The sequence below is a fragment of the Synechococcus sp. WC10meta genome, assembly GCF_047461475.1.
In genome coordinates, this window is record NZ_JANSHF010000009.1 from 81,911 (window position 1) to 94,590 (window position 12,680).

The following is a 12,680-nucleotide window of genomic DNA, read 5'->3' on the forward strand; positions in this document are numbered from 1 at the left end:
AGCCTTGAGGCCTGCCGTTGTTATTAAGATTCTCAGTGTGTTGGCATGAGCAGTGATAAGCTTCTCGGCCTGCTGGTGTCGGCCCTCCCAAAGCTCTGGTTGCAGCTCTTGGGGGACAGATTGGTCTGGACAACCCAGCTTTCTCTGTCAGGTTGCAAGAGGCGGCATTTCTCGAGGGCGAGCAAAGCCCTTTGAGCTGTTCTCATCCCGGATAAAAGCCGAGATTTACCACTTGCTCAAGAGTGTAGGGGCACTCGGCGGGCAGGTCGTCTTCAGCAAGCGGTGTTTCCTTTACTACGAGCAGGATCCCGTCTTGGTAAGCCTCTGCCAGAGCTGCCGCCAGCTCCGGTTTGAGGCTAGGACTCTCTTTGAGGAGTCGCTGAATTTGGCGGCGTTGCTCGCTAAGGGTTGCTCGCCAGCTTTTACCTCGCAAGTGAGGTTGGAACTGCCATTTCAGCAAATGGCCTAGCAGGATCCCCAGTCGATTGACCAGTTCCCGGCGCTCCTGCCTGCCCAAAGCCTCAATTTCCTCTGCCAAATGAACTCTGTCCAGTCGCTCCAACTGCCCCGACCTCAGCAGTGCCGCCTGCTCCTGGGTCCAGGCATAGAAGTCGCGCTCGTAAAGCTGCATACTCACTCCTATTTTTCAGGGTAAAAGCTGGGATCCATCACTTGCTCAAACGTGTAGGGACACTGATCAGGCAAATCCTGTAGAGAGAGGGGCGTTTCTCTCACCACCAGGAGCAGTCCTTTGCGATAGGCCTTCTCCATCGCTTCAGCTAGATAAGATTTGAGGCTGGGACTCTCCGCAATGAGTTCCTGGATATCCTGCCGCTGTTCGATGATCGTAGCCTGCCAGCTTTTACCGCGAAGCTGGGGCTGAAACTGCCACTTGAGGAGGTGTCCCAGCAGGATCCCCAGTCGATTGACCAATTCCCGGCGCTCTTGTCTACCCAAAGCCTCGATTTCCTCTGCCAAGTGCTCAGTATCTAGCTGCTCCAGTCGGCCCGTGCGCAGCAGCGTCGCCTGCTCCTGGGTCCAGGCATAGAAGTCACGCTCGTAAAGCTGCATGTCCACCCCCGTCTGGTTTCAGCTGCTGGGCCTTGCCTGTGAAAAGATTCGTTTGAGCCAAGAGTCCGCTAGACTAAAACCTGGACATCCCTTTTGCAACTCCCACTTCTATGGCCGACCCTCTCACCCCTCAGGTTAGCGAGCGCATCTGCAAGCACATGAACGAAGACCACGCCGATGCCCTAGTGCTCTATGCCAGAGTCTTCGGTCAGGTGGAAGGGGTGACCCAGGCCCGCATGCAGGCTATCGACTCGGAAGGGATGGATTTGCAGGTAGAGGTTGACGGAGCCGTACAAACGCTGCGCATTCCCTTTGATCACCCTCTCAAGGATTCCGAAGATGCCCACCACACCCTGATTGCCATGTTGAAACAAGCACGCGCTCGGGTTAAGCAGGGCAGTGTCTAAGCTGAGTCTCCTTGCCCGTGCATCCGTCTGCCTCAAGTAGCTAGCCGAGGCCCCGAGCAAGGGACGGATCTAGGTAGCCTGCTGCAGGAGCAGATCTAGCTTGCCCTGGGCCTCAAGGGCGTAGAGGTCGTCGCAGCCGCCGATGTGCTGGTTGTTGATAAAAATCTGGGGCACTGACCGGCGCCCGTTGGCCCGCTTGGCCATCTCCGCTCGCGCTGCCTCGTCCCCATCGATGGCGTATTCGATGTACTTGACTCCCTTACGGTCTAGCAGTTGCTTGGCGCGAATGCAGAAGGGACAAAAACGCCATGTGTAGATCTCAACAGCCATAGGGAGAGAACGAACGCTTTCACATAGCTTAACATTTCAGTTGGCCTTCTTCCAGTTGTGGCCGATTTGGATATCCACCACCAGCGGTATGGAGAGGGGCACTGCCCCTTCCATTTCTCTTTGAATGAGTGGCTGTAAGTCCTGCCATTCTGAGGGCTCTACTTCAAACACCAGCTCGTCGTGAACTTGCAAAAGCAAACGCGAGCGAAAGTTCTGCAGCTTTTCCTGCAGGCGAACCATGGCCACTTTGATGATGTCTGAAGCGGATCCCTGAATGGGGGCGTTCACGGCAGCCCGCAGCTCAGCTTGCTTGCGATGGCCCGACAGCTGAGACAAATTGGGGAAATAGCGACGGCGGCCCAAGATGGTTTCCACATAGCCATGTTCTTCCACAAAGGCTTGGGTGGCGCGGAGATAGGCAAAAACGCCGGCATAGCGCTCGTTAAATCGCCGCAAAAATTCCTTGGCTTCTGCCAGAGACACGCCAGCAGTGCGGGCAAAACGCTGCGCCCCCATGCCGTAAATAACTCCATAATTGATTGTCTTGGCAAGGCGACGTTCTTCGCTAGTTACCTCTTGTTTTTCAAAGAGCAAGCGAGCAGTAAGGGTGTGCACATCTTCCCCTGAGCGAAAGCCCTCGATGAGCGTCAGCTCTTGGCTGAGGTGGGCCAAGATGCGCAGCTCAATTTGCGAGTAGTCAGCCGAGGCCAATAGCCACCCCTCCTGGGGAATGAAGGCCTGGCGAATGCGGCGGCTGAACTCGCTGCGGATGGGGATGTTTTGCAGGTTGGGGTTAGAGGAGCTGAGTCGGCCAGTAGCGGTAACAGTCTGGTTGAAGTTGGTGTGCACCCTGCCCGTATCGCGTCTTACCAGAGCTGGCAGCGCGTCCACATAGGTGGATTTGAGCTTGGCCAGAGTGCGGTACTGGAGAATCGTTTCAACAACTGGGTGATCTCCTTCCAGCTTCTCCAAAACCGAAGCATCGGTGGAGTAGCCGGTGGCTGTCTTGCGAGTTTTTCGGATATCTAGCTTTAGCTTTTCAAAAAGCAGGGATCCCAGTTGCTTGGGAGAGTTGAGGTTAAAAACCTCGCCTGCTTGGGCGTAGGCTTTCTGCTCCAGAGTCTGCAGCTCTTTCTCCAGTTCCTGAGAAAACTGCTTGAGAAACTCAGTGTCGATGCGGATGCCGACCCACTCCATTTCTTCCAAAACGTGAGCCAAGGGCAGCTCCACCTGGATAAAAAGATTCCAGAGGCGTGGGTCAGTTTGCTGTAGCTTTTCGGTGAGGATGGGCACCAAACGATAGGCGCAGTAGGCGTCGGTTCCGCAATATTCTGCCACTTTGGGGATAGGCAGATCGGCAATGGAGTCTGCTTTGCCCAGCAGCTTTTCATAGCTGGTGGTGGGTAAATTTAGATAGGTAGCTGCCAAATCAGCCAAGTTGTGGCTAGCTTCTGGATTGAGCACATAGCTAGCCAACATGGGATCAAATTGGATCCCTTGTAGGCGAATGCCATGAGCGCGAAAAATACTGAGATCATACTTGCAGTTTTGCAGGCTTTTGGGGCGACTGGGATCCTCCCAAATGGGCTGTAGGCTCTGTTTGACTAGGTTCCAGTCCAAGTTGGATCCCTGGCGGTGGCCAATGGGCAAATAGGCAACATCCCGCTCCGACCAACAGCAGCCAATCCCCACCAGTTGGGCGTCGCGGGGATCTAGACTCGTGGTTTCCGTGTCCCAGGCTACGATCCCGGAGCAAGCCAACAGCTCCTGCCGCAACCGCTCCAACTGCTCAGGTGTATCCACAATGCGTACCGGCGGCAGAGAAGGGGGGGGATGTGCAGCAAAATCAAACCAAAGGGCCTCGTCGTCGGCAGAGCCATTCTTTGAACCTGTCCTGGCTTCAGAGGCTTGGGCTGGGATCCCGCCCAAAGTGGCTTGCAGCTTGCGCACTTGAGCAATGAAACTGCGAAACTCTAGTTTCTCCAAAAGCGGCAGCACTTCCGCCGGGTCAAACCCGGTCAGCCTCATGCTCTCCCAGTCGGGCAAAAGGGGGACATCACAGTGAATCCGAGCCAGAAATTGGGAGTGCTGGGCTGCGGTGATCCCTTCCTTGAGGTACTGCTGGACTTTGCCAGGGATCTCCTCCAGATGGTTGAAAATCTCCTCCAAGCTGCCGTAGCGCTGTAAGAGCTCTGCCGCTCGCTTGGGGCCGATCCCCTTGACGCCGGGAATGTTGTCGGAGGGGTCACCACAGAGGGCTTTGTAGTCGACCACCTGCCAAGGCCAGATGCCCAATTTCTCTCTGACCTCTTGGGGGCCAAATTCGCTGACGCGATCTTTGCTGTTGAGATGCAGAACCCGAATTCTTCCCTCGGGGTCAATCAACTGAAAGAGATCCTGGTCGCCGCTTAAGATCTGCACCCGATAATCTTGGGGGGCAAGCCTGCAGAGCGTACCCAGAACGTCGTCGGCCTCAAAGCCGGGCACTGCCAAAATTGGAATGCGCAGCGCCGCCAACACCTGCTTGAGGTTTTCCACATCCTCAATAAACTCCGGCGGCGTTTCCGGACGGCCTGCTTTGTAGGTTTCATCGGCCTCGTGGCGAAAGGTGGGCTGCCGGGTATCAAAGGCAACAGCTACGTGGGTGGGAGGGTATTTCTCCAAGACCTCCAGTAGCGATTTCAAAAAGCCAAAGCTGACACTGGTCGGGATCCCGGTGGAGGTGCGCAAGCCCCCCTCGCGGCTATGGGCAAAGGCGTAAAAAGAGCGGTAGGCCAGGGAGTGGCCATCGACCAAAAGCAGCCTCGGAGGGTGGGAAGCCATCGGCCAAGACCAACAACTGAGTCCAGCCTATCGTTTGCTGCCCCCTAGGGCCGCCAGGGAAACTGGCGAAAGTTGGGAGGACGCTTCTCCAAAAAAGCGCGTCTGCCCTCGGCAGCTTCCTCGGTCATGTAATACAAGAGCGTCGCGTCTCCCGCCAGCTCCTGCAGTCCCATCTGGCCGTCGCAATCGGCGTTGAAAGCAGCCTTGAGGCAGCGGATGGCCAGAGGACTGTGTTGGAGGATCTCCCGCGCCCAGCGGATCCCTTCGGCTTCCAGTTCCTCCACCGGCACCACCGCATTGACCAGGCCCATCTCCAGGGCTTGCGCTGCGGTGTACTGGCGGCAAAGAAACCAGATTTCGCGCGCTTTCTTCTGGCCCACCACCCGCGCTAGGTAGCTGGCCCCAAAGCCGCCGTCAAAGCTGCCCACCCGTGGCCCGGCCTGGCCAAAGATGGCGTTGTCGGCAGCGATGGTCAGGTCGCAGATGAGATGCAAAACATTGCCCCCACCAATGGCGTAGCCGGCCACTAGGGCAATCACCACCTTGGGCAGGGAGCGGATGATGCGCTGGAGATCCAAGACGTTAAGGCGCGGAACCCCAGCCTCATCCAGGTAGCCGGCCTCTCCCCGCACGCTCTGATCCCCGCCGGCGCAGAAAGCATACTTTCCATCCGTATGGGGCCCGGCGCCCGTCAAGAGCACGACTCCAATACTGGGATCCTCCCGCGCATCCAGAAAGGCATCAATCATTTCGACGATGGTCTTGGGGCGGAAGGCATTGCGCTTGTGGGGCCGGTTGATGGTGATCTTGGCAATGCCATCCGTCTTCTCGTAGAGGATGTCTTCGTAGAGCTTGGCCGTCTGCCACATGGTGTCCAGAGTCCCGACTGCCCTCCCATTATCCCGCTAGGGGGTGGCCCGGAGGAGGGATCCCAACAGCCCTTCCAGGGTGTACTCCTGAGCCACCACATCTACCCGCCCTAAGACCTTCTTGCAGGTTTCCGCCGTTTTGGGGCCGATGGCAGCAATCTGGACCGGCGGATCCCAGACTTCAGGGCCTAGCCCTGCCTGGCGCAGGAGGTGGGCAAAATGCTGCACCGTTTTGGAGCTGGCAAAGGTGAGAATATCCACCTGGCGATCTTTGAGAGCCTCCACCACCTGGGGATCCGCCGCTGCCGGACAGGTCGATTGATAAGCAGCCACCTCCACCACCTCAGCTCCGCGTTGCCGCAGCCCCTGCACCAGCTCCTCCCGTCCTCCGGATTCGACGCGGGGAAAGAGGATGCGCTGCCCCTGCACCGGCTCTGGCCAAATGGGCAGCAAGGCTTCGGCCACAAACGCGGAGGGCATCAAATCTGGGCGGATGCCATACTGAGCCAGCACCGCCGCCGTTTTGGATCCCACCACCGCCACTTGCAGGGAGTGGAGCGCCCGGCTATCTTGCCCCTGCCGCTGCAGCCGCTCGAAAAAAGCCTGCACCCCATTGGCCGAAGTCAGCAGCAGCCAGTTGAACTGTTGCAAGTTGGCAATGGCGGTGTCCAGGGGATCCCAACTGCTAGGAGGCTGGATCACCAGGGCAGGCATCTCCACCACCCGCGCCCCCTGAGCCCGCAGCAGCTCGCGAAAAGCCGGCGACTGCCCCTCAGCACGGGTGACCAGCACCGTCTTGCCTGCCAAAGGAGCCGGTGGCGGCAACGGTGGGATCCCCGGCAAAAATTCCTGCCGCAGCCGCACCACCTCGCCCACTACCAAGAGCGCCGGCAGCTTCTCCCCAGCTTCTAGCTCTCCTCCTTCCCCTTGCTGCAGCTCCGCCAAGGTGCCCACCCAAACCCGCTGCTCCGCCTGCCCCGCCCCCCAGATCAGGGCCACTGGGCGGTCTGCCGGGATCCCAGACTCCAGCAACCGGGTGCCAATGGATTGCCGCTGCCGGGATCCCATCAAAATCACCAGCGTATCCAACTGGGCCAGAGCGCCCCAGGGCAGAGCTTCCAGCTCATGGGCAGTCAGCACGGCAAAGGCGCGGCTCAGGTGTTTATCGGTCAACGGGATCCCAGCCCACAAAGGGCCGGCTAGGGCCGACGACAAGCCTGGCCAGATCTCAAACGGACAGCCTGCCTCCCGCAGGGCCTGCACTTCCTCGCGGGCACGGCCAAAGATCAAGGGATCCCCCGACTTGAGGTGGACCACCTGCTTGCCTTCTCGGCAGCGCTGGATGAGCCAGCGAATGCCCTCCTGCAAACCCGCTTCTCCGGAACGTCGCCACACCTGGGCCTGCGGGGACAACTCCGCCAACAAGCGCTCGTCCACCAGCTCATCCACCCAAACCGCCTCGGCCTGCCGCAGGATCTCCAGCGCCCCTTGCGTCAGACCCGCCCGCCCGCCCAGCCCCGCTCCCACCAGATACACCTTGCCCATGGGGATGTGCTGCTGTCTTTGGTCTCAACTATCCCATCCTGCCGCAAAAGCAGGATCTTAGCCCCCTCTCTCCAATCTTCCAGCTAGGCTAAGAAGAGCCCTGCCCCTTGACGGAAAAGCGTGGAAGCCCATGGCTAACGCCGTTGCAAAGCCTTGGCCGCGCCGGCAGTTTCTGGCTGCTGGAGCTGCTCTACTGGCGGTGGGAGCGGGATCCCGCCAATCCCGGCCTCTGCGGCTAGTAACCAACTGGTATGCCCAAGCCGAACACGGCGGCTTCTACCAAGCCCTGGCCCTGGGCATCTACGCCGACTACGGCCTGCAGGTGGAAATCCGCATGGGGGGAACGGCGGTCAACGTGCTGCAACTCCTGGCGGGGGGGGCAGCAGACTTCGTCCTCGGCGGCAGCCCTGACGCCCTGGCCGCCCTGCAATCTGGGATTCCAGTGCTCACCGTGGCTGCCTTTTTCCAAAAGGATCCCCAGTGTCTCTTGGCCCATCCGGGGGTGGGCATCGAGCGCCTAGAGGACTTGCGGGGCAAGCCCATTTGGGTCTCGCCAGGGGCCAACCTCACCTACTGGCCTTTCTTGCGGGCCAAATTTGGCTTCACCGACGACCAAAAGCGCCCCTACAACTTCAGCCTCACCCCCTTCCTGCTGGACAAGTATTCCGCCCAGCAGGGCTATGTCACCTCCGAGCCCTTCCGCGTGCGCCAGGAGGGCGGTTTTGATCCCGTCGTCTTTCTCTTGGCCGACTACGGCTATTCCCCTTATGCCACTACCCTGGAGACCACCCGCCCCTTTGCCGAACAGTACCCTGACCAAGTGCGCAAGTTTGTGGCCGCCTCCATTGAAGGGTGGCAAAGCTACCTAGAGGATCCCCGCCCCGGCAACCGCCTCATTCGGCAGGACAACCCCAACATGAGCGAGGCCCTCTTGGCCTACGCCCACCAGGCCCTAAAAGACTACGGCCTCCTCACTGCCGGCGACGCGGCTACCCTGGGGATCGGCGCCATGACCCACCAGCGCTGGCAGACCTATTTTCAGGAAATGGTTGCCCTGGGAGTCGTCGAAGCTGGCTTGGACGTCCAGCAAGCCTACACCCTTGACTTTCTTCCTAGCCAGATTGCCTAATCACCGCCAAGCTTGGCGGCCACCAGTGGGGCAGAGGGTCGTTGCCATCCAAGCCGATAGCGTTGGCCATAGCCTGCAAGCTCTGGGGAACCAAAATGGATCTGGAGGGGGGATACTGGCGGGCTTCTTCTTGGTGCTCTCAGGACGGGATCTAGTCTGCGTACAGACCACCTCTCAACCGCTTTCTCCTCGGCGCCGCCCAGCAGCTGCACAGCTGTGAAGGATGGGTTCGCAAAGGCCTCTCCCACGATGAGATTTTGGATCGGCTTACCGTCAGGGTATCTCTACCCCCCTGGCAAAAATTTCGACCCTTTGTCAAGCTTCTCTGGCCCTCGCAGTCGGCAAGCGCCCAACTAACTGGCCCCTGGGATTGCAATTGCTAAGAAAGTTAGCTCTCCTTGGGATCCCCGCGTAATATATTTTTTCACACGCTCCCCGCCAAATTCGCCATCCTGAAAATAGGAGCTATCTCAAGCTTTGAGAGTTGGCGAGGGGAGAGAAAAAATGGAAGCCCGCGAACGTAGCCGAATCATTGCTTCGGAGTGGATGATCGACAGCCAAAACCCGGTTCACTCTATCTCCCGTCTGAAGCAGCGGGGAACCTACTCCGACATCACCCTATGGTGGCTGGTGGTGCAACTCAACCTGATGGAACACAACTCTATTCCTTCCGATCCTCGCTAGAGTTAACACCCCCAGCAGGGTTGAAGACATCCTCCCCCTCAAGTCCAAGCTCAAACATTAAAAAAAGCAAAAGAAGAGCTGAAAAGTACCAGCTCTTCCTGTTAAGCAAGCCGCAAAGTTCTCAGTTACGGGTGGGCAGCGCTGCTACCTGAGCTGGTTGCGCTGGCAAAAGGGGCCGCTGGACAATTTCCGTTGCCAGGGCACTGCGCAAGTGGGCTGCCACCGCCACCGTTGTCACATCATAGCTCTGGATAGCCAAACGTGGGTAGAAGCCAATGCCAAGAATTGGCAAGAGCAGGCAGAGGGCCACTGCCATTTCCCGCGGGCGCAGATCGCCCAGGTACTCTTCCAGCACCAGGCTGGGATCCGAAGGGCCATAGAAAGTCTGCCGCAGCAGAGAAAGCAAGTAGACAGGCGTCAAGATAAGACCCACTGCCGCCAGCAGCGCCACCCCTGCTTTGAAGGCTGGTGCATAGGCATCGCTGGTGGTCAAGCCCAAAAATACCGTCAGCTCGGCCACAAAGCCGCTCATCCCCGGCAGCGCCAAAGAGGCCAAAGCTCCTGCCGTAAACAGGGCAAAGGTCTTGGGCAGTTGCTTGGCCAATCCTCCCAACTTCTCCAGAAAAAGGGTGTGGGTGCGCTCATAGGTGATCCCTGTCAAGAAGAAGAGCACCGCCGCGATCAGCCCGTGGGAGATCATCTGCAGCAGAGCGCCATTAAGCCCCAGCTCCGTAAAAGTTGCCATGCCAATCAACACAAAGCCCATGTGGGCAATGGAGGAGTAGGCCAGCCGCCGCTTGAGGTGGTTTTGTCCCAAGGCCGCCAGCGCCCCATAGATGATGTTCACTGCCCCCAGCACCGCCAGCACCGGGGCAAAGTACACGTGGGCCTCCGCTAGGAGATTCGCGTTTAGGCGGATGAGGCCATAGCCCCCCATCTTGAGCAGTACCCCGGCCAGGATCATAGAGATGGGCGCCGAGGCTTCGCTGTGGGCATCGGGCAGCCAAGTGTGGAGGGGAAAAATCGGGAGCTTGACCCCGAAGGCCATGAGGAAAGCCGTATACGCCAAGATCTGCAGGGCCAGCGGGTAGGACTTAGCACCTAGCTCTGCCATCTCCAGGCTAAAGCCCTCGCCAGCAAAGGCCATTGTCAGGGATCCCACCAAAATAAAAATCGAAGCAGCGGCGGTGTAGAGGATGAACTTAGTGGCAGCATACTGGCGCTGCGGCCCGCCCCAGATGGCGATGAGGAGATAAACAGGCACTAGCTCAATCTCCCACATCAAGAAAAAGAGGAGCAGATCCTGCGCCAAGAACACACCCACCTGGGCGCCGTACAGGAGCAGCAGCAAAAAGAAAAATAGACGCGGCTTGTAGGCCACCTCCCAAGCTGCCACAATCGCCAAAGTCGTAATCAAGCCCGACAGCAGCACCAGCGGGAAGGACAGGCCGTCCACCGCCAGCGACCAGTGGAACCCGATCTGGGGCACCCAGGCGTAACGCTCGGCCAGTTGCAGCGAAAAATCCCGCAGGTCGTAGTGCCACCCAAAGATGTAGGCCATCAGGCCCAAATCCAAAGCCCCCACGGCAAGGGCATACCAACGCGCCCAGCAGCTCTGGGGAAGCAGGGGGATCCCGAAGGCACCCAGCAGTGGCAGGAGCACCAGGGCCGACAGCCAAGGAAACTCAAGAGGACTGCTCATGATTGAGAATAGGTACTTATACTCAACATCTCAATGATATGAAGCTATGTAAACAAATGGAAAGCGACCTTTACAAAAAAATCTGCGCAAGAGCGCAGACCTGGACAAGGTTTCTCTGATGGTAAGCATCAAGGCTTGGCAAGAGGGCGGCAATGGCGGCCCGAGGGCAAGCTGCACTGCCCCAATGCCTAGCTACTCATCTTCGGCAAAAACAAAGCGGTGCAACTCGTCCAGCGTGGGCTCTGGGCTTTCCAGGGCAAAAAGGACTGCGTCTTCCACTACGGCGCTCACTTTCTCGTGAATGGCCTGGAAGTCCGCCTCAGTCATCAAGTTGTGTTCCAAGGCGTAGCGCTCCAGGCGTTTGATGGGATCCCGCTGCCGCCAAAATTCCTTTTCTTCGGGGCTGCGCAGCTCGTCGGGGTCAGCCAGAGAGTGGCCGCGGAAGCGGTAAGTGAGGCACTCCAGGAGAGTGGGGCCTTCTCCGGCACGGGCGCGGGCGATGGCCTGTTGAGCTGCTTCCCGCACCGCCAGCACGTCCATGCCGTCTACTTGGTAGCCAGGCATGCCAAAGGCTGGGCCCTTGAGGTAGATGTCGGTTACCGAAGTGGCACGCCTGTGGGCCATGCCAATAGCCCAAAAGTTGTTCTCCACCACGTAGACGATAGGCAACTTCCAGAGGGCGGCCATGTTGAGACATTCGTAAAATTGGCCGTTGTTGCAGGCCCCATCCCCAAAAAAGCAGACGGTTACCTGGTCAGTGCCGCGGTACTTGGCTGAAAACGCTGCCCCTGTAGCCACAGGGATCCCTTCGGCCACAAAGGCATAGCCTCCCAAAAAGTTGTGCTCTGCCGAAAACAGATGCATGGAGCCGCCCCGACCCTTGCTGCAGCCAGTGGCCTTGCCGAAGAGCTCCGCCATCACCGCTCGCGGCGGGATCCCAGCGCTGAGGGCATGCACGTGATCTCGGTAGGTGCTGCAGATGTAGTCGGTGGGCTTGAGCGCCTTGATCACCCCCGTGGACACAGCCTCCTGCCCGTTGTAGAGGTGCACAAAGCCGAACATCTTGCCCTTGTAGTACATCTCGGCGCACTTGTCCTCAAACAGGCGGCCCAGCACCATGTCTTCGTAGAGCATTCGAGCCTCTTCGGCGGAGATGCGGGGACTAGCCACGGGAGGGGTAAGTTCCTGAACCATTCTGAAATTCAATTGAGGGTAACCCGTTCTTGCGGCTTTTCAATTATCCCACGCTCAGGAACACCTGCGATCCCGCCAACTGGAGATCGCGGGGGATCCCAGCGGTAGACTGAAAGGTTAAGGCAGGAGGCATTGCCGTTGCAGCAGCCACGTCGAAGTCAAAACTCCGTCCCGCTGAGGCGAAGGCCGCAAGAGCAGGCATCCTGGCAAGGGTCTCGGGTGGCTGGGATCTCTCCCCCGAACCGGAACGGCTGGCCAACATAGCGGGGTGCGCCTATGGGAGCCCGTTGGGTTAGCGGTTTCGTGGCGGTGCTGTTTGCCCTGACGGTTACCCTGCTAGGGGGCTGGTACTTCACGGCAGCCCTTGGGCTGATTATTTTTCTGGCCCAACTGGAGTTCTTTCGTCTGGTGCGGGCTAAGGGCAATGCGCCGGCCATGCGCACCACCATGTTTTCCAGCCAGGTGCTGGTGATTTTGCAGCAGGTCAAGCCCGAGTGGACCAGCCCTGCCTTTATCGTGGCGGGATCGATCATCTGTTTTTATTTGCTCTTTAAGCCCAAGGTGGCCACCATTGCCGATATTGCCACCTCGATTTTGGGGTTGTTCTACTGTGCGTTGCTGCCCAGCTTCTGGATTCGGGTCAGGGCCTTGTCTTTTGCGCAAGGGCTGGGCGAAGGGCTATGGATTACGCTGCTGGCCATTGGCTGCGTGATCGCTGCCGATGTAGCGGCCTACCTGTGTGGTCGGGCCTTTGGGCGCACCAAGCTCTCCATCCTCAGCCCGAAAAAGACGGTGGAAGGGGCGGTAGCCGGGATTGCCGCCAGCATGACCCTTGCGGTGGTTGGAGCCTATTACCTGGGCTGGCCGTGGAGCTGGTTGAGTGGGGGCATTCTGGGGTTTTTGATTGGGTTAACCAGCCTGCTGGG

Annotated in this window: 13 protein-coding genes; 4 read left to right on the plus strand and 9 right to left on the minus strand. The window is 58.7% G+C overall.

Annotated elements, in window-relative coordinates; genetic code table 11:
• Window positions 1-202 precede the first annotated feature (202 nt).
• Window positions 203-631, minus strand: a complete 429-nt coding sequence (locus NW804_RS06485) for a DUF29 domain-containing protein (RefSeq protein WP_414405077.1) — start codon at window positions 629-631, stop codon at window positions 203-205.
• An 8-nt stretch (window positions 632-639) separates the two neighbouring features.
• Complete coding sequence (locus NW804_RS06490) at window positions 640-1,071, minus strand: DUF29 domain-containing protein (RefSeq protein WP_414395310.1); 432 nt, start codon at window positions 1,069-1,071, stop codon at window positions 640-642.
• A 110-nt stretch (window positions 1,072-1,181) separates the two neighbouring features.
• Between NW804_RS06490 and NW804_RS06495 the strand changes: the two genes are divergently transcribed.
• Window positions 1,182-1,478 carry a DUF2470 domain-containing protein gene (locus NW804_RS06495; protein WP_414410112.1) on the plus strand — a complete coding sequence of 99 codons (297 nt, stop codon included), beginning with the start codon at window positions 1,182-1,184 and terminating at the stop codon, window positions 1,476-1,478.
• A 69-nt stretch (window positions 1,479-1,547) separates the two neighbouring features.
• Here NW804_RS06495 and grxC read toward each other — a convergent pair whose 3' ends face one another.
• Genes grxC through cobA form a run of 4 tightly spaced genes read right to left on the minus strand, consistent with a single transcriptional unit; the run spans window position 1,548 to window position 7,045 of the window.
• Window positions 1,548-1,808: a glutaredoxin 3 gene (gene grxC, locus NW804_RS06500; protein ID WP_099884243.1), complete on the minus strand. Its 261-nt coding sequence runs from the start codon at window positions 1,806-1,808 to the stop codon at window positions 1,548-1,550.
• A gap of 36 nt (window positions 1,809-1,844) precedes the next feature.
• A complete protein-coding gene (gene polA, locus NW804_RS06505) occupies window positions 1,845-4,631 on the minus strand; it encodes a DNA polymerase I (protein ID WP_414423141.1) in 2,787 nt (928 codons plus the stop codon).
• Between the two features lie 44 nt (window positions 4,632-4,675).
• Window positions 4,676-5,500 carry a 1,4-dihydroxy-2-naphthoyl-CoA synthase gene (gene menB / locus NW804_RS06510; RefSeq protein WP_414395320.1) on the minus strand — a complete coding sequence of 275 codons (825 nt, stop codon included), beginning with the start codon at window positions 5,498-5,500 and terminating at the stop codon, window positions 4,676-4,678.
• Window positions 5,501-5,536: 36 nt separating this feature from the next.
• A complete protein-coding gene (gene cobA, locus NW804_RS06515) occupies window positions 5,537-7,045 on the minus strand; it encodes a uroporphyrinogen-III C-methyltransferase (protein ID WP_414423142.1) in 1,509 nt (502 codons plus the stop codon).
• 130 nt (window positions 7,046-7,175) lie between these two features.
• On the opposite strand from cobA, the gene NW804_RS06520 reads away from it, so the two are divergent.
• Window positions 7,176-8,174: an ABC transporter substrate-binding protein gene (locus NW804_RS06520; protein ID WP_414423143.1), complete on the plus strand. Its 999-nt coding sequence runs from the start codon at window positions 7,176-7,178 to the stop codon at window positions 8,172-8,174.
• Between the two features lie 504 nt (window positions 8,175-8,678).
• Window positions 8,679-8,858 (plus strand): hypothetical protein, encoded by a 180-nt coding sequence (locus tag NW804_RS06525; RefSeq protein ID WP_414420918.1) that lies wholly within the window; start codon window positions 8,679-8,681, stop codon window positions 8,856-8,858.
• A gap of 121 nt (window positions 8,859-8,979) precedes the next feature.
• Here the strand turns inward: NW804_RS06525 and NW804_RS06530 are convergent, their stop codons facing one another.
• The 3 genes from NW804_RS06530 to NW804_RS06540 form a co-directional block, all read right to left on the minus strand.
• Complete coding sequence (locus NW804_RS06530; RefSeq protein ID WP_414423144.1) at window positions 8,980-10,560, minus strand: NAD(P)H-quinone oxidoreductase subunit 4; 1,581 nt, start codon at window positions 10,558-10,560, stop codon at window positions 8,980-8,982.
• A 192-nt stretch (window positions 10,561-10,752) separates the two neighbouring features.
• The gene (gene pdhA / locus NW804_RS06535; RefSeq protein WP_414395329.1) at window positions 10,753-11,754 is read right to left on the minus strand and encodes a pyruvate dehydrogenase (acetyl-transferring) E1 component subunit alpha; all 1,002 of its coding nucleotides are present in this window, start codon (window positions 11,752-11,754) and stop codon (window positions 10,753-10,755) included.
• Window positions 11,755-11,797: 43 nt separating this feature from the next.
• Window positions 11,798-11,956, minus strand: coding sequence for a hypothetical protein (locus NW804_RS06540; protein ID WP_414423145.1), 159 nt, complete (start codon window positions 11,954-11,956; stop codon window positions 11,798-11,800).
• Between the two features lie 74 nt (window positions 11,957-12,030).
• Here NW804_RS06540 and NW804_RS06545 point away from each other — a divergent pair.
• The coding region (locus NW804_RS06545) for a phosphatidate cytidylyltransferase (RefSeq protein ID WP_414423146.1) at window positions 12,031-12,680 on the plus strand (650 nt) is incomplete at its 3' end.

Coding starts and splice junctions, on each gene's coding strand:
- cobA (WP_414423142.1), bottom strand. CDS start 7,045: ATGGGCAAGGTGTATCTGGTGGGAGCGGGGCTGGGCGGGCGGGCGGGT.
- NW804_RS06540 (WP_414423145.1), bottom strand. CDS start 11,956: ATGCCTGCTCTTGCGGCCTTCGCCTCAGCGGGACGGAGTTTTGACTTC.
- NW804_RS06495 (WP_414410112.1), top strand. CDS start 1,182: ATGGCCGACCCTCTCACCCCTCAGGTTAGCGAGCGCATCTGCAAGCAC.
- grxC (WP_099884243.1), bottom strand. CDS start 1,808: ATGGCTGTTGAGATCTACACATGGCGTTTTTGTCCCTTCTGCATTCGC.
- NW804_RS06485 (WP_414405077.1), bottom strand. CDS start 631: ATGCAGCTTTACGAGCGCGACTTCTATGCCTGGACCCAGGAGCAGGCG.
- NW804_RS06520 (WP_414423143.1), top strand. CDS start 7,176: ATGGCTAACGCCGTTGCAAAGCCTTGGCCGCGCCGGCAGTTTCTGGCT.
- menB (WP_414395320.1), bottom strand. CDS start 5,500: ATGTGGCAGACGGCCAAGCTCTACGAAGACATCCTCTACGAGAAGACG.
- NW804_RS06490 (WP_414395310.1), bottom strand. CDS start 1,071: ATGCAGCTTTACGAGCGTGACTTCTATGCCTGGACCCAGGAGCAGGCG.
- NW804_RS06530 (WP_414423144.1), bottom strand. CDS start 10,560: ATGAGCAGTCCTCTTGAGTTTCCTTGGCTGTCGGCCCTGGTGCTCCTG.
- NW804_RS06525 (WP_414420918.1), top strand. CDS start 8,679: ATGGAAGCCCGCGAACGTAGCCGAATCATTGCTTCGGAGTGGATGATC.
- pdhA (WP_414395329.1), bottom strand. CDS start 11,754: ATGGTTCAGGAACTTACCCCTCCCGTGGCTAGTCCCCGCATCTCCGCC.
- polA (WP_414423141.1), bottom strand. CDS start 4,631: ATGGCTTCCCACCCTCCGAGGCTGCTTTTGGTCGATGGCCACTCCCTG.